We start from the raw sequence: 19,371 nt of genomic DNA, 5'->3' as shown, positions 1-19,371 counted from the left end.
CTCGGTGTGAAGGATAATTACCTTGGAGAAAAATTGAGCTTAGTTATGATTAGCAATTATAGTGCCAATTGACAGAAGAACATATTTTTTTTATAATTCTTGTTAGAAAATTGTAAAAAACGATGATGGAAAAAGTACGTATTTGTGCGTGTAAAAGAAAGGGATTTCTTGGCTGAAAAAATCCTCACAATAGCGAATACCGAAAGCTACTCCAGAGTGCAGTTAATCCCTGCCGTTCACTTACGTTACAAGTGCTAAAGAGGTAAGTATACTTTTACTTACAACTAGGGTGGTACCGCGAGATAAATTACAAGTCCTCGTCCCTTTTTTGGGATGAGGGCTTTTTTATGTTTATTTGCGGATTCATCTCGTAATTTTACAAACATATAGGGAGGAACTTTTCAAATGAAAGCAGTAGAAATTCGCCGCATGTATCTAGAATTCTTTAAAGAAAAAGGTCATCATCATGAGCCATCAGCACCACTTGTGCCGATCAATGACCCATCATTACTTTGGATTAACTCAGGTGTTGCAACACTTAAACCATATTTCGATGGTCGTATCATTCCTGAAAATCCGCGTATTACAAATGCCCAAAAATCAATTCGTACAAACGATATTGAAAACGTAGGTAAAACAGCTCGTCACCATACGTTCTTTGAAATGTTAGGTAACTTCTCAATTGGGGATTACTTTAAAAAAGAAGCTATTCATTATGCTTGGGAGTTTTTAACGGATAAAAAATGGATGGGCTTTGATCCAGAACTTTTATCGATTACGATTCACCCTGAAGACCAAGAAGCGTATGACGTTTGGCATAACGAAATTGGTATTCCGGAAGAGCGTTTAATCCGTCTAGAGGGGAACTTCTGGGATATCGGTGAAGGTCCATCAGGTCCTAACTCAGAAATTTTTTATGACCGTGGGGAAGAATATGGTTCAGATGAAACTGATCCAGAAATGTATCCAGGTGGTGAAAATGAACGCTATCTTGAAATTTGGAACTTAGTGTTCTCTCAATTCAACCATAATCCTGATGGCACATATACACCACTTCCAAAGCAAAATATTGATACTGGTATGGGTCTAGAGCGCATCGTATCGGTAGTTCAAAATGTTCCAACGAACTTTGATACTGATTTATTCATGCCTATTATTGAAAAAATCGAGCAGTTGGCAAATCGCAAATACAAACGTCCAGGTGAAGTCGCGCTAAGTGAAATCTTCGGTTCGGAAGAAGATATCAATACACCATTTAAAGTAATCGCTGACCATATTCGTACAGTGGCGTTTGCTATTGGAGATGGTGCTCTTCCTTCAAATGAAGGTCGTGGATATGTATTACGTCGTTTACTACGTCGTGCTGTGCGCTATGCAAAACAAATCGGCATTGAAAAGCCATTTATGTTTGAATTAGTACCAACTGTTGGTGAAATTATGAATGATTTCTACCCAGAAGTAACGGAAAAATGCGAGTTTATCCAACGTGTTATTAAAAACGAAGAACTTCGCTTCCATGAAACATTAGATGGTGGTCTTGCTATCTTTAACGAAGTGGTAGAAGCTCAAAAAGCAGCAGGCCATGACTATATTCCAGGTGCAAATGCATTCCGTTTATATGATACTTACGGTTTCCCAATCGAATTAACAGAAGAGTATGCGGAAGAAGTAGGCATGAAGGTAGATCATGAAGGCTTTGAAGTAGCAATGGAAGAACAACGTGAACGCGCACGTGCAGCTCGTCAAGATGTGGATTCTATGCAAGTACAAAACGAAGTGCTAGCAAACTTGACGGTTGCAAGTGAATTTGTAGGCTATGATACATTAACGACAGACACAGAAGTGGCAGCGATTATTGTCAACGGCCAAGTGTCAAAAGTAGCATCTGAGGGGCAAGAAGCATTAGTTATTTTAGCTGAAACACCATTCTATGCTGAAATGGGTGGTCAAATTGCAGATAGCGGTGTGATTGCTAATGATAGCTTTACTGCCATTGTAAAAGATGTACAAAAAGCTCCAAATGGTCAGCCGCTTCATACTGTACTTGTAGAATCTGGAGAAATGCATGTTGAAGATGCTGTAAAAGCATTAGTTAACCGTGATGAACGTAATTTAATTATTAAAAACCATACAGCAACACATATTATGCAACGTGCATTAAAAGATGTACTAGGCGACCATGTTAGCCAAGCTGGGTCATATGTAGGACCTGACCGTTTACGCTTTGACTTCTCTCACTTTGGACAAGTAACAAAAGAGGAATTACAACAAATTGAACGTATTGTAAATGAAAAAGTGTGGGATGATATAGAAGTCGTTATTGAAGAAAAAGGCATCGATGAGGCGAAAGCTATGGGAGCAATGGCACTATTCGGTGAGAAATATGGCGATATCGTTCGCGTTGTTTCAATTGGTGATTACTCTATTGAACTTTGCGGTGGTTTACACGTAAAACGCTCTTCTGAAATTGGTTTCTTCAAAATTGTTTCAGAAGGTGGTATCGGTGCAGGTACTCGTCGTATCGAGGCTGTGACAGGTAAAGTTGCCTATGAAGCTGTAAAAGAGGAAGAAGCTTTATTAAACGAAGCGGCAGCATTATTAAAAGCAAATCCAAAAGATCTTGTGACAAAAGTACAAGCGTTACAAGCTGATTACAAAGATTTACAACGCGAAAATGAAGCATTATCACAAAAAATCGCGAATGCACAAGCAGGGGCTATTGTGGACGCGGCGCAAACTTTTGGGGATGTAACTGTTCTTTCTACTAAAGTTGAAGCAAAGGACAACAATCAACTTCGTCAAATGATGGATGACTTGAAAGCTAAAATGCCTAAGGCTGTTATCATTCTTGGTGCTGTCGATGGCGAAAAGGTTATGCTATGTGCTGGAGTAACAAAAGATTTAGTTGGTGGCAATTACCATGCCGGAAATATCGTAAAAATGGTAGCAGAAGCATGTGGTGGTAAAGGTGGCGGTCGTCCAGATATGGCGATGGCAGGTGCAAAAGAAGCATCAAAACTTGATGAAGCACTACTTTCTGTGTATGATTATGTTAAATCCATTTAACTTCTTTCAGCGGGTGTCTAAACACCCGCTGAAATAGAGGAACTCAGGGTAAGAACTTCACATCCTGTGAAAACGCCTGAGTGACCAGCATCGTGCTGGCCTAAACCCTCCGGCGGATGTCACGGAATCGGAAAGAAGTTCTTAGGGGATGTTAGCAGTCATCGCATCCATGCGATAACGGCTAACTGACCTGCATCGGTAAAAACGCCACGTCCTGTGGCATTACCGAAATGACCGACATCGTGTCGGCTTAAGCACAAGGTCGATTCCGGACGCAATTATGCCGAGGCATAATTGATAATACGCCAAAACATGTTATAATAAAGAGAAATTGGAGATGAGCTTTTTTGCACATCTCCTTATTTCTGAAAGCGAGGTGCTGGTCATGAGTTCATTTGATCAAACTATGAAATTTAATTTTCCAGAAGAATCAATGGAACAGGAAGTCAAGCAGGTAATGTTGAAGGTACATTCTTCATTAGAGGAAAAGGGATATAACCCTATCAATCAGATTGTCGGTTATTTACTTTCTGGTGATCCGGCGTATATTCCTCGCCATCAGGATGCTCGTAATTTAATTCGCAAGCTTGAGCGTGACGAAATTCTAGAAGAGCTTGTTAAGTTTTATATTAAAAAGAATAACGAGGACTAGAAATGAGAATTATGGGATTAGACGTTGGGTCAAAAACAGTTGGCGTTGCTGCAAGTGATGCTTTAGGGTGGACGGCTCAAGGTATTGAAACCGTAAAGATTGATGAAGCTAACGGTGAGTTCGGCATTGAGCGAATAGCTGAGTTAGTGAAGGAGTACGCTATAACAGAATTTGTTGTAGGATACCCGAAAAACATGAATAATACGGTTGGACCGCGTGGGGAGGCTTCTGAAAACTATAAAAAGCTTTTAGAAGAGACATTTTCACTACCGGTCAAACTTTGGGATGAGCGTTTAACAACGATGGCTGCTGAGCGTATGCTTATCGAAGCAGACGTGAGTCGCAAAAAGCGTAAGCAAGTCATTGATAAAATGGCTGCTGTGATGATTTTACAAGGCTACTTGGATAGCAAAAATTAATTGATGAGGTGACAACCATGGCACAAGAGCATAACCATGAAGAAGAACTACACGTACAACATATTACAGTAATTGACGAGAACGGAAATGAACAGCTTTGTGAAGTAATTCACGTACATGAATCAGCTGAATTCGGCAAATCATACGTATTTTACTCTATGGTAGGCGCAGAAGAAGATGAGGATGGCTCTGTTGAAATCTTCGTATCTTCATTCGTTCCATCAGAAAATGGTGAAGATGGTGAATTAACACCAATCGAAACTGAAGCAGAGTGGGATATGGTAGAAGACGTATTAAACGCTTTAGAGGATGAAAACGAAGAATAATCATCGTAGTCATTAACTTCTTTCAGTATTCATCTCTCAACTCTATAGGGGAGAGATGAATACGGGTATAAGTCACTTTACAGCAAATGTCCTGAAAGAAGTTAAAGCCTCCGGCGGATGTCACGGAATCGGATAGGAGTTCTTTGTGTTTGCACAAAGCCGATTCCGGACGCAATTATGCCGAGGCATAATTGATAAGTTTGGAACAAGGATGGCAACAAGCACTCCTTGTTCCTTTTTTACTTTTGAATACAAAAAGTTGTGGATGACATTTTTATATATGCCTGTATATTGTTGATTGGAGTGGAGGCTGGTCGACTCCTTGTGGCTCATCGGACGCCCCCAGAAAGCTCTGCTCTGTGCGAAAGCGAAGCGACCGGCCGGAACGGAAATCAACTACACGATATGGTGATGAGCCATAAACTGTGAAGTTATGTGAGACTATGGCGAATCCAATGAATTAAAGGTGAAATTTTTATACCACACCTAAATGGCACGTCAGAAACATAATTTAGCCTAATTAAGGAGGAAATTAAATGAACGAAGAAACACAAGAATTTCTGATCATTGGAGAGAATGGCAAGGAGCAAAAGTGTCGTGTTGTTTTCACCTTCGATGCAGAAGAAAAATCATATGTATTGTTTTCGTTAATTGACGAGGATGGGAATGAAATTCCTGGTGACATTTCTGCTATGACATTTGATTATGATGATAACAATGGAGAAATGACAAATTTACAGCCTGTTGAAACAGAGGCAGAATGGGAAATGATTAATGAAGTGGTCCTGACACTTTTAGACGAGTTTGAAGAAGGGCCGCAGCAATTTACAATTACAGATGAGCATGGAAAAGATCAAGTATGTGAGGTTATTCATACATTTTCATCAGAACAATTTGGCAAATCTTATGTACTTTATGTTCTAGCAACGGACGAGCCAATAGAAGATCGAGACATTTTTGCTTCTCAATACGTATCTGGAAATGACGGAACGATTGAAGATTTATTACCAATTGAAACAGAAGAAGAATGGGCATTTGTTGAAGATGTATTAAATGAATTGTAATTAGAACTCTGAGTAGTAACTTGCTACTCAGAGTTTTTTTATTGAGTAACGATTAATATGGAGCGACGCCTGAGAAGTATTAATAGAAAATTTCTATCTATTATGTAAAAACATTCTATATGAAAACTATATTTATGCATTTTCGAGAAAATTTACGTGTTTTTCAAGAGAGAAATTGATTTCTTGCATTTTGTTTTGTCTGAATTTTTAAATATTTATAAATTAAGCGAGATATCGAACGTTGACCAATCATAAGTAAACAGATAAGATTTGTTTTACATTAAACCAAGTAAGTTTATTTACAAAGGAGGAAATTAAACATGAGGTTAATATGGGGACTGCTAGTCGGTGTATTAGTGATAGGTTTGTTGGTAGGTTGCACAAACAAAGGAGAAGCGAGTAAAGACGAAACAGTAACATTAAAGGTAGGGGCAGCCAATGTACCACATGCGGAAGTATTAGAGTATTTAGCAAAGGATCTTGAAAAAGATGGCGTGAAATTAGACGTTTCCATTTTAAAAGATGCTGTTCAAACAAATCAGCAAACGGCAGATGGCGAACTAGATTTCAATTACTTTCAACACATTCCATTTTTAGAACAGACGAATAATGAAAGTCATTTAGATTTAGTGAGTGTAAAAGGAATTCATATTGAACCATTTGGTGTGTACTCTAAAAAAATCAAAAATATAAATGATTTACCGCGAAACGCAAAAGTTTCCGTTCCAAATGATGTCGTCAATTTCTCTCGGGCTTTACTACTATTTCAGAATAATGGACTAATCGAATTGAATAAAGCAAAGGAAAATGATTTTACAATCGAGGATATTACAAAAAACGAAAAAAATATTCAATTTATCGGTGTTGATTCTCAGTTATTAACTCGTTCACTAGATGATGTAGACGCATCGGCAATTAATACGAACTACGCCTTAGAAGGGGGTTATAACCCTGTGGAAGATGCACTTATTATCGAAGGACCAGAATCGCCATATGTCAATATTATTGCGACGACAAAAGAAAAACAAAATGATCCAGCAATTCAAACGGTCGTTAAATGGTTGACGAGCGAAAAGGCACGTGCTTTTTTTGAAGATCAGTATAAAGGGGCTGTCGTTCCAGCATTTTAAGTCGGGCGTATCAAAAATAAATGAAATGCTAAGGAGGTAGACGTGAAATGATTGAATTTATCGAAACGACAAAGGAATTTCAGGTAGGAACAACCGTTGTAACGGCATTAAATCATATTAATTTAACGATTCAAAAGGGTGATGTTTTTGGTGTTATCGGCTTTAGCGGTGCTGGTAAAAGTACATTAATACGGACAGTGAACTTACTGGAGGAGCCAACGTCTGGTCGCGTTCTTGTGAATGGCAAGGAGCTGACAACATTAAGTAAAAAGCAGCTTCGCGAGGAAAAGAAAAACATTGGTATGATTTTTCAACACTTCAATCTGCTCCGTTCTAAAACCGTCTTTGAAAATGTTGCGATGCCTTTAGTATTAAGTGGCATTAAAAAATCAAAAATTGAAGATCAAGTAAGTGAAGTTTTGGCATTTGTTGGTTTACAGGACAAAGCCGAGCGTTATATCGATGAACTTTCAGGTGGACAAAAGCAGAGAGTGGGCATTGCTCGTGCACTTGTCACAAAGCCAACAATTTTATTGTGTGATGAGGCGACCTCCGCTCTTGATCCACAAACGACTAAATCTATATTGGAGTTACTCAAGAAAGTCAATATTGAGTACAGTATTACCATTTTAATGATTACACATGAAATGGAAGTCATAAGGGACATTTGCAATCGTGTAGCTGTTATGGAAAACGGAAAAGTTATCGAAACAGGCAGTGTACTTAGAATTTTTTCTTCACCGCAAGAGGAGACAACTAAAAACTTTGTACAATCGGTAGTTCGAGATGAAATTCCACAATCTGTCTACGAGCAACTTAAAACGATAGATCATTCTAAAAAAATTTATAACTTGAAATTTATAGGTGTAGACGTTGGGCAACCAGTTGTCTCTCAAGTAGCAAAAAAGTTTGATGTTGATGTAAATGTATTGTTTGGCAATATTACAGAGCTACAAGGGATTCCCTTTGGTAATTTAATCGTTGAACTAGTTGGCGTAGACAAAGAAATAGAAAAGGCACATCAATTTATTCGAACGAAAGATATTCAAATAGAGGAGGTTATTGCACATGAAGGTGAGCTCACAAATCATTATCGACGCAGTGTTAGACACGCTGTACATGGTTAGTATTTCGTTATTTTTTGGTGCGATTTTAGGCTTTATTTTAGGGATTACTTTAGTTGTGACGAGAAAAGGGCATATTCTTGAAAATACAATGATTTTCTCAATCATCAATCCCATCGTCAATACCTTGCGCTCCATTCCGTTCATTATTTTGCTTGTTGCTATCATTCCATTTACACGCTTCCTCGTTGGAACAGCAATAGGTACGACAGCTGCCATTGTGCCACTCGTCTTGCATATCGGTCCATATATATCAAGATTAATAGAAAATTCATTATTGGAAGTGGATGAAGGCATTATTGAAGCAGCAAAGGCAATGGGTGCATCTCCACTTCAAATTATTCAAAAGTTTTTACTACCTGAAGCTTTCCCCTCTTTAATATTAAGTGTGACGACGGCAACAATTGGGCTTATTGGGGCGACTGCAATGGCAGGGGCAGTTGGAGGAGGTGGCCTTGGTGATGTAGCCATTACTTACGGCTATCAACGCTTTGACAATGTCACGATTTTAGTCACGGTGGTGATTCTAGTAGTACTCGTACAAATCATTCAAAGTATTGGAAATAGTCTTGAACGAAAATTACGCAGGGTGTCATAAAGGAGAATTAATATGAGGAAACTAAATTATTTTTTCGGTTTAATAACATTACTGTTCCTACTAGTTGCTTGTGCAAAAGCAGATGAAAAAGATGCTGTGAAGGTTGGAATCCGTAGCTCGGAATTGAAAACATGGGAGTTTATAAAAAAACAGGCTGCTAAGGAAGATATAAATCTCGATTTAGTGACATTCTCAGCACAATATGATCCGAACCAAGCATTGGCGGAGGGGGAGGTTGATATGAATGCATTTCAGCATGTAGCTTACTTAAATTTATTTAATACGAGTAACGATACAGAATTACAGGCAATCGGCACAACGATCATGGCTCCGATAGGCTTATATTCTAACAAATATAAATCCTTCGATGATATCAAAGAGGGCTCCAAAATTGCTGTACCAAACGATCCTTCTAACTGGGGTAGAGCGTTACTGCTGTTACAGGAGAATGGATTACTGACGGTTACAGATAATTTTGATGGCAACGGTGGAGAGGATCGGATTAAAGATAATCCGAAAAAATTGAACATTTTACCAGTAGATGGTGCGACGACACCGAGGGTTATGGAGGATGCCGATTTTGCGATCATTAATAATGGGGTTGCTGTCGAAGCAGGACTGCTATTGAAAGATGCCATTATTCATGAGAATGTAACGGCGAAACCATTTATTAATGTCATTGTGGCAAGGCCCGAAGATAAGGACAATGAGACATTGAAAAAAATTATTGATATTTATCAGCGTGAAGAGACGGCTACATTCATTAAAGATATTTCTAAAGGGAATTATATTCCGGTGAAAATGCCTTTAGATGAATTAGCTACATGGAAGGAATTTTACCTTCATTGACCAACACTTTATTTACCTAATGCCTTTGTTTATATATGGATAGTGAGATTGATTCATATGAAAGGGAGATGACGACAAAATGACTAAGAAAAAAGAGTTAAAGCTTGCATTATATTTAATTGGGGCAGGTATGCATATTGCAGCTTGGAAGCATCCTTTAGCAAAAGTTAATGCAAGCATCGATATTAAAGCTTTGCAAAAGGTGGCGCAAATTGCTGAAAAGGGTAAGTTTGATATTGCCTTTGTTGCGGATAGTTTAGCAATCAATCATGAATCACATCCACATATTTTAAATCGCTTTGATCCTCTAATACAGATTACAGCTTTGGCAGCTGCGACAACAAAAATTGGCCTTGGTGCCACTGCATCAACCACATATAGTGAGCCATATGTATTAGCGCGACAGCTAATGTCCGTAGACCATATTAGTGATGGGAGAGTAGGTTGGAATCTAGTGACAACAGCAGATGCCACAGGAGAGACGGCTTTAAACTTTAGCCGTGACAAGCATTGGGAGCACGATCATCGTTACGAACGTGCGGAGGAATTTATCGATGTAGTTCAATCATTATGGGATTCATGGGAGGACGGTGCTTTTGTTTACGACCGTGATAATAATATTTTTTATGATCGTAATAAAGTACATGAAACCGCTTTTAAAGGCGAATATTTATCAGTGAAAGGTCCATTAAATATTGCACGTTCCGTTCAGGGGCAGCCTGTTATTATTCAGGCAGGCGCTTCAAAACCAGGGCAAAAATTAGCAGCGCGAACAGCGGAGGTTGTTTTTGTTCATTGGGACGATATTGAAAAGTCCAAGGAGCATTATCGTCATTTAAAGGCACAGCTTGCTCCATTTGGACGCACCGAGGAGGAGCTTCTTGTGTTCCAAGGGATATCGCCAATTGTGGGGGATACTGAGGAAGAGGCTATCCGTAAGTATAATGAATTACAGGCGTTGATTTACCCATATGAGAGCTTAAAATTTGTTTCAGGCTATATGGGAAATGTGGATTTTTCTAAATACTCGTTAGATACACCTGCAATCGAAGTGGATTTTCCTAAGGTCAACAGTATTCAAAGTCATTTCTATGAGCATTTAGAAATTATCAAAAAAGAAAATTTAAAGGTTGGCGAATTATATGCACGCCTATTTGGTCCTGCGAAGCGCGATGCTTTTGTTGGAACACCAACACAAATTGCTGATGAGATGGAGCGATGGATTACAGAGGAAGCGGCAGATGGCTTTATGTTAATGTTTCCGTTATTACCACGTGATTTAGAAGACTTTGTGAACAAGGTCGTGCCTATTTTACAAGAGCGGGGTATTTATCGAAAAGAGTATACAGGTTCAACACTAAGGGAACATTTAGGACTGAAAAAACCACAAAATCGATTTACGAAAAGTAAGGTGACTCATTGATGAGTGATATTTATATTCGTAACGATCGTGAGCAAAAGCTAGTCCAATATGCTAGTGAATTGGCACAACAAATTGACAAGACTGCTGGTAAATATGATGAGAGTGGAGAATTTCCGTTTGAGCAATTTAAAATTTTAGAGGATGCTGGTTATTTTAAATTAACCGTGCCGAAAAAATACGGTGGTGAGGAAATTTCTCTTTATGAAATGTTATTAGTACAAGAACAATTAGCAAAAGGAGATGGTTCTACTGCATTGTCTGTTGGCTGGCACTTATTAACCTTTTTGAACGTTCGTGAGGCGAAGACGTGGCCCGAGCCAATATTTGCGGAATTAAGTCGTAAAGCCGTTAAAGAAGGTTCTCTATTAAATATTATCAATAGCGAACGAGGAAAAGGTAATATTTCTCGCGGTAGTTTACCTGGCACAATTGCAAAAAAAGTGCCTGGAGGCTATATCATTACAGGTGAAAAGGCTTTTGCTTCCCTAGCCCCCATTTTAAAACAATTTACGATTATCGCCTATATAGAAGAAGAGAATTTAACAGCTGAATTTTTAATAACTAAAAATGATCAGGTAGAGGTTGTTAATACTTGGGATGCAATGGGAATGCGTGCAACAGGTAGTCATGATATTATTTTTCATGACACGTTTGTTCCGCAGGAGGCATTGCTATACAAGCATCGTCCAAATGAAATAAACCGTTTTTTAGCTGATGGCCGTATCTATTCATTAGAAATTCCAGCTGTTTACTTAGGAGTTGCAGGGGCTGCTAGGGATTATGCAATAGATTTTGCTAAAAATACTTATTCATACAGTTTAGAAAATACAATCGCACTCGCAAGTCATGTCCAACAAAAAATTGGTGAAATTGAAATACTTTATCAAACGGCACGCCGAACATTGTATAGTATTGCAGCGCAAGTAGAGCAAAATCCCGCGATTAAGGATCAACTTTCTGAAGATGTTAGCATTGCAAAGTATGTCATTTGTAATAATGCAATTGATATCGTAGCAAAAGCAATGCAAGTTGTTGGTGGACGAAGTCTGTCTAAGACTAGTAAATTACAGCGACTATTTCGAGATGTTCAATGTGGCCGTTTTAATCCTCCAGCAGATGATGTAGTTATAACACAGCTTGCAAAGGGATTATTAGTCGATGTCAAACAAGGAGCTTTTCAATTATAGGTTCACTTTATCTTGATGTTTTTCAACCGTTCTTGTGGAAAAAATATTATTGAGTCTGCTAACAATATTGTTGGCAGATTTTTGTTTTTTATGAAGGGGCTTTCCATTACAAATAATCAAAACGACCCATTATTATCTTTCTAGTTTTCTCTAGTATGTTATCAATGCTTTAAAACTGTTTTCGTCTCAGCTTTTTTTACTAATTCTAGGGAATAAACTTTTATTTATTATACTCATTCTATTGTCGCAAGCTATTTTTTTATATGTGCTTTTTCTACTGAATTATCTATTTCTGTTTGTCGTGAAAGTTGATTTCTAGTATGATAATGGAGTGATAGGGGGGAAACCCGTGAATAACGGTTCAAAAAAACAAGAAATGTTTTCAAAAATGCAAGAAAGAAAATCCGAGGTAAAAGTTGTGAGAAAAATCGTTGCTATTGTTGCAATTGCTTTGGTCCTAATTTTAGGGATAGTCGGTTTAATTGGCTATAATTATGTGAAGAGTGCATTAAAACCAGTAGATCCAGATGCCACTAAAACAATAGCAGTTGAAGTACCAATTGGTTCAGGTTTAAGCTCTATTTCGACTCTATTAGAGAAAAAAGGGTTAATTAAAGATGCTCGTGTTTTTAAATACTATGCCAAATTTAAAAATGAATCTCAGTTCCAAGCAGGCAAATATGATTTATCACAGTCAATGACATTAGACGAACTAATCAAAAGTTTAAAAACCGGAAAGGTCTACCGTACGCCAGTCTTTGCAATGACCATTCCTGAAGGTTTAACACTTGAACAAATCGGTAATATTGTGGAAAAGAAAACACCTTACACTCAAAAGGAATTTATGGACTTAGTAACAAGCGATACATTTGTTCAACAAATGAAGGCTAAATATCCTGAGCTTGTTACGGATGCGGTTTTAGCCGATAATATTCGTTATGATTTAGAGGGCTATTTATTCCCTGCAACGTATTCTTATTTTGAAGAAAAACCAACATTGGAATCGATTGTAGACGAAATGGTAGGGGCAATGGACAAGGTTGTGAAAAATTACAGCGATGCTCTTACGGAAAAACAAATGTCAGTACATCAATTAATAACATTTGCTTCATTATTGGAAGAAGAAGCTACTGCTCAAACAGATCGAGAAACAATTGCGAGCGTATTCTATAACCGTATCAATCAAGGAATGCCTCTGCAAACAGACCCAACTGTTTTATATGCACTAGGATCTCATAAAGATCGTGTGCTTTATAAAGATTTAGAAGTAGATAATGCCTATAATACGTACAAAAATAAAGGCTTACCACCAGGTCCTATTGCGGGTGCTGGAAAAACTTCAATTGAAGCAGTGCTTAATCCAAGTGAAACAGATTATCTCTTCTTCTTAGCGGATAAGCAGGGTGTCAATCACTTCTCGAAAACATATGATGAACACTTACAGAAAGAGCAAAAATATTTGCGCAATGCAGAGTAATTTCAGTTAATTTGTGAGATGTTAAGTTACTTTTCAGCGTGTGTCCATACATCTGCAAAAAAACGTAATTATGCCGAGATATACTGGATATTATTAAAAAATAAATAGTAAAAATGTGGGTAGAAGGAAAGAAAAATAGCTTTCCTTCTATTTTCATGCTATTATAAGTTGTGATTTTTAATCGATCCGCATGGGAAAAATTCAATCAGTCCGTTAATGCGGAAAAATATACGTGGTGGCAATTGTTTAAAGCTTATAAAAACAATTGCTCATTTTTGTATGACGAAGTACCAAGACATCACGTTTGGTCTTTTTCTTTTTGTTGTTAAATGATGAAGTACAGACAACGGGGATTACTCGTTGCCTTTTAACTTCTTTCAGCGAGTGTTTTTGTAGCGAAAGCGTAGCTTAGATACAGATGTCCAAGCATCCGCTGAAAGAAGTTAAAGCCTCTGGCGTATGTCACGAAATCGGCTGTGTGCTTGCACAAAGCCGATTCCAGACGCAATTATGTCGAGGCATAATTGATATGAGGGTGAACTTAAAAATGGAATTATCAGATGCATATATTCAATCATTTATTCAACCACGTAATGAATTGCTTTTAGAAATGGAAGCATTTGCGGAGGAGAATCATGTACCGATTATGCAGCTTGCAGGCATTGATGCACTAAATCAACTGCTACGTATTCAAAATCCGTCGAAAATTTTAGAGATTGGTACAGCAATTGGTTATTCTGCAATAAGAATGGCCGACGCTTTACCTAACGTGCATATCGTTACAATTGAGCGAGATACTGAGCGTGTTGCGAGAGCAAAGGCTTATATTGAACGTTCTACAGTTTCAGATCGTATAACGGTCATTGAAGGTGACGCCTTAGAGGTGAACGATGAAGCAATTCATACGACCTTCGATGCAGTTTTTATCGATGCTGCAAAGGGACAATATCAACGCTTTTTTGAAAAGTATGCGCCTCTTGTAAAATCTGGCGGAGTTCTATATATCGATAATATGTATATGCATGGCTTATCAGATTTGGATTTAAAAGATGTACCGCGTCGCAAGCGTACAATGATTCGAAATTTAAAAAACTTTACCGATTGGATTATGGAGCACCCTGATTATACTAGTGCATTTTTACCGGTCGGTGATGGTTTATTACTATGTTTGAAGAGGTGACTATTATGAAAAAACCTGAATTGCTTGTTACACCGCAATCAGTGGACCATGTAAAAGCACTTTTACAGGCTGGAGCAGATGCTTTTGTCATTGGTGAACAACAATTTGGTCTTCGTCTAGCAGGGGAATTTACTGTTAGTGAAGTGGAAGAAGCTACAAAGTTGATTCATGCAGCGGGTAAAAAGGTTTATGTTGCGGTAAATGCGCTATTCCATAATGAAAAAATGGATGCGCTTGCCGAATATTTAAAGGAAATGCAACGTATTGGTGTTGACCGTTTAATTTATGGTGATCCGGCAGTATTAATCATCCGTCGTGAACAAGGTGTTACAATACCGCTACACTGGAATCCAGAAACGACTGCAACGAACTGGTTTACAGCAAATTATTGGGGGAAACGCGGAGCAACTCGCGCAGTACTTTCACGTGAACTTTCTTTAGATGAAGTGCTAGAAATTAAAGAAAATGTAGAAATAGAGGTTGAGGTTCAAGTACATGGAATGACATGTATGTTCCAATCAAAACGCCCATTACTAGGCCATTATTTCTTATATCAAGATAAAGTAATGGAAATTGAAAATCGTAAGGAAAATCGCAATATGTTCCTTCATGATGATGAGCGTAATAATAAATATCCAATTTATGAAGATGCTAACGGTACGCATATTTTCAGTCCAAACGATATGTGCATTATTGATGAGCTTGGCGAATTATTCGAAGGTGGCATAGATGTATTAAAAATTGAAGGAGTTCTTCAAACACCAGAATATGTAGTCACAGTAACAGAAGCTTATCGTCAAGCAATTGACACATATTTTGACGAATCAGAAGAGGCGTATGAAGATATTAAAGATGATTTACTAGCTAAAATTGAAGAAATTCAGCCTGCCATCAGACCTCTTGATACTGGCTTTATCTTCAAGGAAACAGTTTACTAGGAGGTGGCAAGAACATGGCATTAGCATTAGAACAAAATGACAAAATTCGTGAGATTGTAGACGGGAAACGTGTCATTACAAAAAAACCAGAGCTACTTGCCCCTGCAGGTAGTTTAGAAAAATTAAAAGTAGCAGTTCATTATGGAGCAGATGCTGTATTTATCGGTGGACAAGAATTCGGTTTACGTTCAAACGCAGATAACTTCTCAATTGAACAAATGCGCGAAGGTGTTGAATTCGCTAATAAATATGGTGCGAAAATCTATGTTACGACAAATATTTTTGCCCATAATGAAAATATGGACGGCTTGGAGCAGTATTTAAAAGATATTGAATCTGCAGGTGTTACTGGCATTATTGTAGCGGACCCTCTGATCATTGAAACTTGCCGTACAGCTGCACCAAAGCTTGAAATTCATCTTTCTACGCAGCAATCTTTATCAAACTGGAAGGCTGTCCAGTATTGGAAAGAAGAAGGCTTACATCGTGTAGTATTAGCACGTGAAGTAGGCGGCGAAGAAATGAAGCTGATGAAGGAAAAAGTCGATATTGAAATTGAAGCATTCGTTCATGGAGCGATGTGTATCGCCTACTCTGGTCGCTGTGTACTTTCAAATCATATGACTGCCCGTGACTCTAACCGTGGTGGTTGCTGTCAATCTTGTCGCTGGGACTATGATTTATATGAGCTAGAGAATGGCGAAGAAAAGGCACTTTTCGATGATAATCACGCATCTTTCGCGATGAGCCCGAAAGACTTAAAGCTAATTGAAGCAATTCCACATATGATTGAGCTTGGTATTGATTCATTAAAAGTAGAAGGTCGTATGAAATCAATTCACTATGTTGCTACAGTTGTTTCAGTGTACCGCAAAGTGATTGACGCTTATTGTGCGGACCCTGACAATTTCAAAATTAAACGTGAATGGCTTGAGGAATTAGACAAATGTGCTAACCGTGACACTGCAGAAGCATTCTTCCACGATGCGCCTGGTCACGAGGAGCAAATGTTTGGTGTACATGGCCGTAAAACGACTTATGAGTTTGCTGGTTTAATTTTGGAGCATGACTCAGAAACGAAAATGGTAACAATGCAACAACGTAACTATTTTAAACCTGGCGATGAGGTAGAATTCTTTGGACCAGAAATCGAAAATTTCCGTGTTACAATGGGTGAAATTTGGGATGAAGATGGCAATAGCTTAGATGCTGCGCGACATCCTCTACAAATTGTTAAATTTAAATGCGACACACCATTAAAACCACATAATATGATGCGAAAGGAGAATAATTAATGGCAGCAAATCGTCCAGTCGTCATCGGAATCGCTGGTGGCTCATGCTCGGGAAAGACGAGTGTGACACGTGCTATTTATGATGTTTTCCGCGATCATTCAGTAGTTGTAATTGAACAAGATTTTTATTATAAAGATCAAAGTCATTTAACGTTTGAGGAGCGTTTAGGTACAAACTATGACCATCCGTTAGCGTTTGATAATGATTTATTAATTGAACAACTAAAAAAATTATTGGTCCGTCAACCAATCGAAAAACCAGTATATGATTATGTGCAGCATACAAGAGCTAAAGAAGTTATTCATGTAGAGCCTGTAGACGTTATTATATTAGAAGGTATTTTAGTGTTAGAAGATGCAGATTTACGTGATTTAATGGATATTAAATTGTATGTAGATACGGACTCAGATTTACGTATTATTCGTCGTATAATGCGTGATATAAAAGAGCGTGGACGTACAACAGATTCTGTCATCGACCAATATTTATCGGCAGTGCGACCAATGCATAATTTATTTATTGAACCAACGAAACGTTATGCTGATATTATTATTCCTGAAGGCGGGGATAATGAGGTTGCGATCGATTTAATGGTAACGAAGATTAAAACTATTCTTGAAACCGACAACGTATTGTAATAAGATAGAGTGGTATTGACAATATTTACATGCATATCTGTACATATTTCAGAAAGGCATGCATACTATTAGGTCAAAGCGTAATTTGAAAAACGTTTAAAAATAATAAAATTCGATTAAATGATCCTACAAGGCATTTAATCGAGTTTTATGTTTTTATATTGACGAAAACAAGGAGTGAAGAACTTTGGCAAACGAAAAACAGTACCCAATGACAGCTGAAGGTAAAAGAAAATTAGAAGAAGAATTAGTGAAATTAGAAACGGAAACTCGTAAGGAAATCGTAGAACGTATTAAAATCGCTCGTGATTTCGGGGATCTTTCTGAAAATGCTGAGTATGATTCTGCAAAAGAAGAACAAGCCTTTTTAGAAGGTCGTATTTCTACATTAAAATCAATGATTCGTAACGCAGTTATTATTTCTGAGGACGAATCAGATAATAGTGTCGTATCATTAGGGAAAACGGTTACATTTGTAGAAATTATTAATGGAAAACCATCAACTGATGAGGAGTCGTATACAATTGTTGGTTCGGCTGAGGCAGATCCAATGGAATTCCGTATTTCAAATGAATCACCAATTGCTAAAGGCTTGCTAGGTCGTGCTGAAGGCGAAGAGGTTGTCGTACAAACACCTGGTGGTGAAATGAAAGTTAAAATTATTTCAATAAAATAATTTTTGTACAAGCAGTTAGCTTATCTTTGTAAAAGAGAGCTAGCTGCTTTTATCTTCATCCAGCACAATGTATTGTATCTACAGTACCGCCAAGGCGATACTGTTCTTGATTCTTTCGTCTATGTGAGTTTTTACACTTCTTTTAGCAAAAGGCATTTGTAGCGACAGATACAGGAGTATCCCACTTTTATTTATAGGTTGTAAGATGAATGCGGAGTATTGTAGCAATTTAACTGTGCGAATGCGAAGCGACAACAACATATGACTGAATAACCAACGTCGCGTTGTCCTAAAGCCGATTCCGTACACAATTACGCCGTTGCATAATTGATTCAATAGCCGAAATCCAATAAATACCTTAAGAGGTCTTTGGTTTTGTCTATGATATAATAGGAGCATAATTATTTTGCAAGTGCTGTTGAACTTGATAAAATATTGGCTAGAGAGGGGGAGACTTCATGAGTGAACGAAAAACTCGAAGCAGTCGTCATTTGCAGCCATCTCATAATAAAAAGCTAGATAAACTATTGAATGTATTAATTGGTATTGTCGTGATATTAATTATTATAGTAGCCACATTTGTGTTTAAATGGCAGGATGATGCAGGGCAAGTTGAGAAGGACGAGCCAATACAGGAGCAGAAGAACGATAAAGAAGACGTGAAGGAAGAGCCTTCTAAAGAGAAAAATAATGATGTAACAGCTCAAGAGGAAACAGAGAAAGAGCCTACAGATGAAACTCAAACATCTGAACAGGATGCTACTACTGAAACCACGTCAGACAACCCAAATGTTGATAAGGTTGTAACCAATAAAAGCTGGAAGCCTACACCTACAACACAAACAGGTCAGCATGTTTCTTCTTACGATGATAAATCTGTAGATTGGGCTGAAAAGGTGGCCACAGTTACAGCTGCTACTGGCATCGAAAAGGACAATATGATTATTTGGCGTTTACAAAATAACGGTGGCGCTAATTCGGCTATTGCAACAGTTTCAACTAATGATAAGACACAAATGTACCGTGTCAGCATGGAGTGGGTCGACAACGAAGGCTGGTTACCAGTCAAACTTGAGCAACTAAATACATTAAATGGCGCCTATTGACGAAAGTAGCTCGTTTTATTATTTTTAACTTATATCAGCAGATGTACAAACATTCGCTGATATAAAGGAGCTCAGTCAAAGAACGCCACGTCCTGTGGCAATTTATCTGTGCGAAAGCGAAGCGACAGCAACATGGTTTTAACTGTGCGAAAGCGAAGCGACAGCAACATGGTTTTAACTGTGCGAAAGCGAAGCGACAGCAACATGGTTTTAACTGTGCGAA

18 protein-coding genes and 1 other annotated feature are annotated in these 19,371 nt (G+C 38.0%); all 18 genes read left to right on the top strand.

All coding sequences use genetic code 11. The features are described from left to right. Nucleotides 1–113: 113 nt before the first annotated feature. Nucleotides 114–328, top strand: a binding site (T-box leader). Nucleotides 329–405: 77 nt separating this feature from the next. Continuing rightward, on the top strand, nt 406–3,066 hold the full coding sequence (gene alaS, locus AC3WSK_RS18940; RefSeq protein ID WP_427483542.1) for an alanine--tRNA ligase: 2,661 nt from the start codon (nt 406–408) through the stop codon (nt 3,064–3,066). 385 nt (nt 3,067–3,451) lie between these two features. Then, on the top strand, nt 3,452–3,718 hold the full coding sequence (locus AC3WSK_RS18935) for an IreB family regulatory phosphoprotein (RefSeq protein ID WP_004226839.1): 267 nt from the start codon (nt 3,452–3,454) through the stop codon (nt 3,716–3,718). A gap of 2 nt (nt 3,719–3,720) precedes the next feature. After that, on the top strand, nt 3,721–4,137 hold the full coding sequence (ruvX, locus tag AC3WSK_RS18930; protein WP_079562849.1) for a Holliday junction resolvase RuvX: 417 nt from the start codon (nt 3,721–3,723) through the stop codon (nt 4,135–4,137). 17 nt (nt 4,138–4,154) lie between these two features. Continuing rightward, nucleotides 4,155–4,463 (top strand): DUF1292 domain-containing protein, encoded by a 309-nt coding sequence (locus AC3WSK_RS18925; RefSeq protein WP_049667728.1) that lies wholly within the window; start codon nt 4,155–4,157, stop codon nt 4,461–4,463. Nucleotides 4,464–4,999: 536 nt separating this feature from the next. Further along, entirely contained in the window at nt 5,000–5,527 is a 528-nt protein-coding gene (locus tag AC3WSK_RS18920) for a DUF1292 domain-containing protein (RefSeq protein WP_427483543.1), read from the top strand. A 320-nt stretch (nt 5,528–5,847) separates the two neighbouring features. Then, the gene (locus AC3WSK_RS18915) at nt 5,848–6,657 is read left to right on the top strand and encodes a MetQ/NlpA family ABC transporter substrate-binding protein (protein ID WP_492414363.1); all 810 of its coding nucleotides are present in this window, start codon (nt 5,848–5,850) and stop codon (nt 6,655–6,657) included. Nucleotides 6,658–6,704: 47 nt separating this feature from the next. Beyond that, nucleotides 6,705–7,784: a methionine ABC transporter ATP-binding protein gene (locus AC3WSK_RS18910; protein WP_427483545.1), complete on the top strand. Its 1,080-nt coding sequence runs from the start codon at nt 6,705–6,707 to the stop codon at nt 7,782–7,784. Beyond that, nucleotides 7,726–8,379: a methionine ABC transporter permease gene (locus AC3WSK_RS18905; RefSeq protein WP_427483546.1), complete on the top strand. Its 654-nt coding sequence runs from the start codon at nt 7,726–7,728 to the stop codon at nt 8,377–8,379. The genes AC3WSK_RS18910 and AC3WSK_RS18905 overlap by 59 nt, the downstream gene beginning before the upstream one ends. 12 nt (nt 8,380–8,391) lie before the next feature. Next, nucleotides 8,392–9,228: a MetQ/NlpA family ABC transporter substrate-binding protein gene (locus AC3WSK_RS18900; RefSeq protein WP_492414364.1), complete on the top strand. Its 837-nt coding sequence runs from the start codon at nt 8,392–8,394 to the stop codon at nt 9,226–9,228. A 79-nt stretch (nt 9,229–9,307) separates the two neighbouring features. Next, nucleotides 9,308–10,651: an LLM class flavin-dependent oxidoreductase gene (locus tag AC3WSK_RS18895; RefSeq protein ID WP_492414365.1), complete on the top strand. Its 1,344-nt coding sequence runs from the start codon at nt 9,308–9,310 to the stop codon at nt 10,649–10,651. Then, nucleotides 10,651–11,838 (top strand): acyl-CoA dehydrogenase family protein, encoded by a 1,188-nt coding sequence (locus AC3WSK_RS18890; protein WP_427483548.1) that lies wholly within the window; start codon nt 10,651–10,653, stop codon nt 11,836–11,838. Before AC3WSK_RS18895 ends, AC3WSK_RS18890 begins: the two co-directional genes overlap by 1 nt. Before the next feature lie 349 nt (nt 11,839–12,187). After that, nucleotides 12,188–13,315 carry an endolytic transglycosylase MltG gene (gene mltG, locus AC3WSK_RS18885; RefSeq protein ID WP_079562857.1) on the top strand — a complete coding sequence of 376 codons (1,128 nt, stop codon included), beginning with the start codon at nt 12,188–12,190 and terminating at the stop codon, nt 13,313–13,315. A 547-nt stretch (nt 13,316–13,862) separates the two neighbouring features. Continuing rightward, the gene (locus tag AC3WSK_RS18880) at nt 13,863–14,495 is read left to right on the top strand and encodes an O-methyltransferase (RefSeq protein WP_349660149.1); all 633 of its coding nucleotides are present in this window, start codon (nt 13,863–13,865) and stop codon (nt 14,493–14,495) included. Nucleotides 14,496–14,500: 5 nt separating this feature from the next. Next, nucleotides 14,501–15,433 (top strand): peptidase U32 family protein, encoded by a 933-nt coding sequence (locus AC3WSK_RS18875; RefSeq protein ID WP_492414366.1) that lies wholly within the window; start codon nt 14,501–14,503, stop codon nt 15,431–15,433. Nucleotides 15,434–15,447: 14 nt separating this feature from the next. Beyond that, complete coding sequence (locus AC3WSK_RS18870; protein ID WP_427483550.1) at nt 15,448–16,728, top strand: peptidase U32 family protein; 1,281 nt, start codon at nt 15,448–15,450, stop codon at nt 16,726–16,728. Further along, complete coding sequence (gene udk / locus AC3WSK_RS18865; RefSeq protein ID WP_079562861.1) at nt 16,728–17,366, top strand: uridine kinase; 639 nt, start codon at nt 16,728–16,730, stop codon at nt 17,364–17,366. The genes AC3WSK_RS18870 and udk overlap by 1 nt, the downstream gene beginning before the upstream one ends. A 187-nt stretch (nt 17,367–17,553) precedes the next feature. Beyond that, nucleotides 17,554–18,042, top strand: coding sequence for a transcription elongation factor GreA (gene greA, locus AC3WSK_RS18860; RefSeq protein ID WP_079562862.1), 489 nt, complete (start codon nt 17,554–17,556; stop codon nt 18,040–18,042). A 458-nt stretch (nt 18,043–18,500) separates the two neighbouring features. Then, on the top strand, nt 18,501–19,148 hold the full coding sequence (locus AC3WSK_RS18855) for a YrrS family protein (protein WP_079562863.1): 648 nt from the start codon (nt 18,501–18,503) through the stop codon (nt 19,146–19,148). Nucleotides 19,149–19,371: the final 223 nt, after the last annotated feature.

The organism is Lysinibacillus sp. EB271-A1-10B, from assembly GCF_058791335.1.
Note: the sequence above shows the minus strand (reverse complement) of the source record. Positions and strands in the feature narration are given on the sequence as shown.

Excerpts from the sequence above, each read along its gene's own strand:
- AC3WSK_RS18880 (WP_349660149.1), top strand. The coding sequence starts at position 13,863 with ATGGAATTATCAGATGCATATATTCAATCATTTATTCAACCACGTAAT.
- AC3WSK_RS18910 (WP_427483545.1), top strand. The coding sequence starts at position 6,705 with ATGATTGAATTTATCGAAACGACAAAGGAATTTCAGGTAGGAACAACC.
- udk (WP_079562861.1), top strand. The coding sequence starts at position 16,728 with ATGGCAGCAAATCGTCCAGTCGTCATCGGAATCGCTGGTGGCTCATGC.
- AC3WSK_RS18855 (WP_079562863.1), top strand. The coding sequence starts at position 18,501 with ATGAGTGAACGAAAAACTCGAAGCAGTCGTCATTTGCAGCCATCTCAT.
- AC3WSK_RS18895 (WP_492414365.1), top strand. The coding sequence starts at position 9,308 with ATGACTAAGAAAAAAGAGTTAAAGCTTGCATTATATTTAATTGGGGCA.
- AC3WSK_RS18935 (WP_004226839.1), top strand. The coding sequence starts at position 3,452 with ATGAGTTCATTTGATCAAACTATGAAATTTAATTTTCCAGAAGAATCA.
- AC3WSK_RS18905 (WP_427483546.1), top strand. The coding sequence starts at position 7,726 with ATGAAGGTGAGCTCACAAATCATTATCGACGCAGTGTTAGACACGCTG.
- alaS (WP_427483542.1), top strand. The coding sequence starts at position 406 with ATGAAAGCAGTAGAAATTCGCCGCATGTATCTAGAATTCTTTAAAGAA.
- AC3WSK_RS18900 (WP_492414364.1), top strand. The coding sequence starts at position 8,392 with ATGAGGAAACTAAATTATTTTTTCGGTTTAATAACATTACTGTTCCTA.
- AC3WSK_RS18920 (WP_427483543.1), top strand. The coding sequence starts at position 5,000 with ATGAACGAAGAAACACAAGAATTTCTGATCATTGGAGAGAATGGCAAG.
- ruvX (WP_079562849.1), top strand. The coding sequence starts at position 3,721 with ATGAGAATTATGGGATTAGACGTTGGGTCAAAAACAGTTGGCGTTGCT.
- AC3WSK_RS18925 (WP_049667728.1), top strand. The coding sequence starts at position 4,155 with ATGGCACAAGAGCATAACCATGAAGAAGAACTACACGTACAACATATT.
- AC3WSK_RS18890 (WP_427483548.1), top strand. The coding sequence starts at position 10,651 with ATGAGTGATATTTATATTCGTAACGATCGTGAGCAAAAGCTAGTCCAA.
- AC3WSK_RS18870 (WP_427483550.1), top strand. The coding sequence starts at position 15,448 with ATGGCATTAGCATTAGAACAAAATGACAAAATTCGTGAGATTGTAGAC.
- AC3WSK_RS18875 (WP_492414366.1), top strand. The coding sequence starts at position 14,501 with ATGAAAAAACCTGAATTGCTTGTTACACCGCAATCAGTGGACCATGTA.
- AC3WSK_RS18915 (WP_492414363.1), top strand. The coding sequence starts at position 5,848 with ATGAGGTTAATATGGGGACTGCTAGTCGGTGTATTAGTGATAGGTTTG.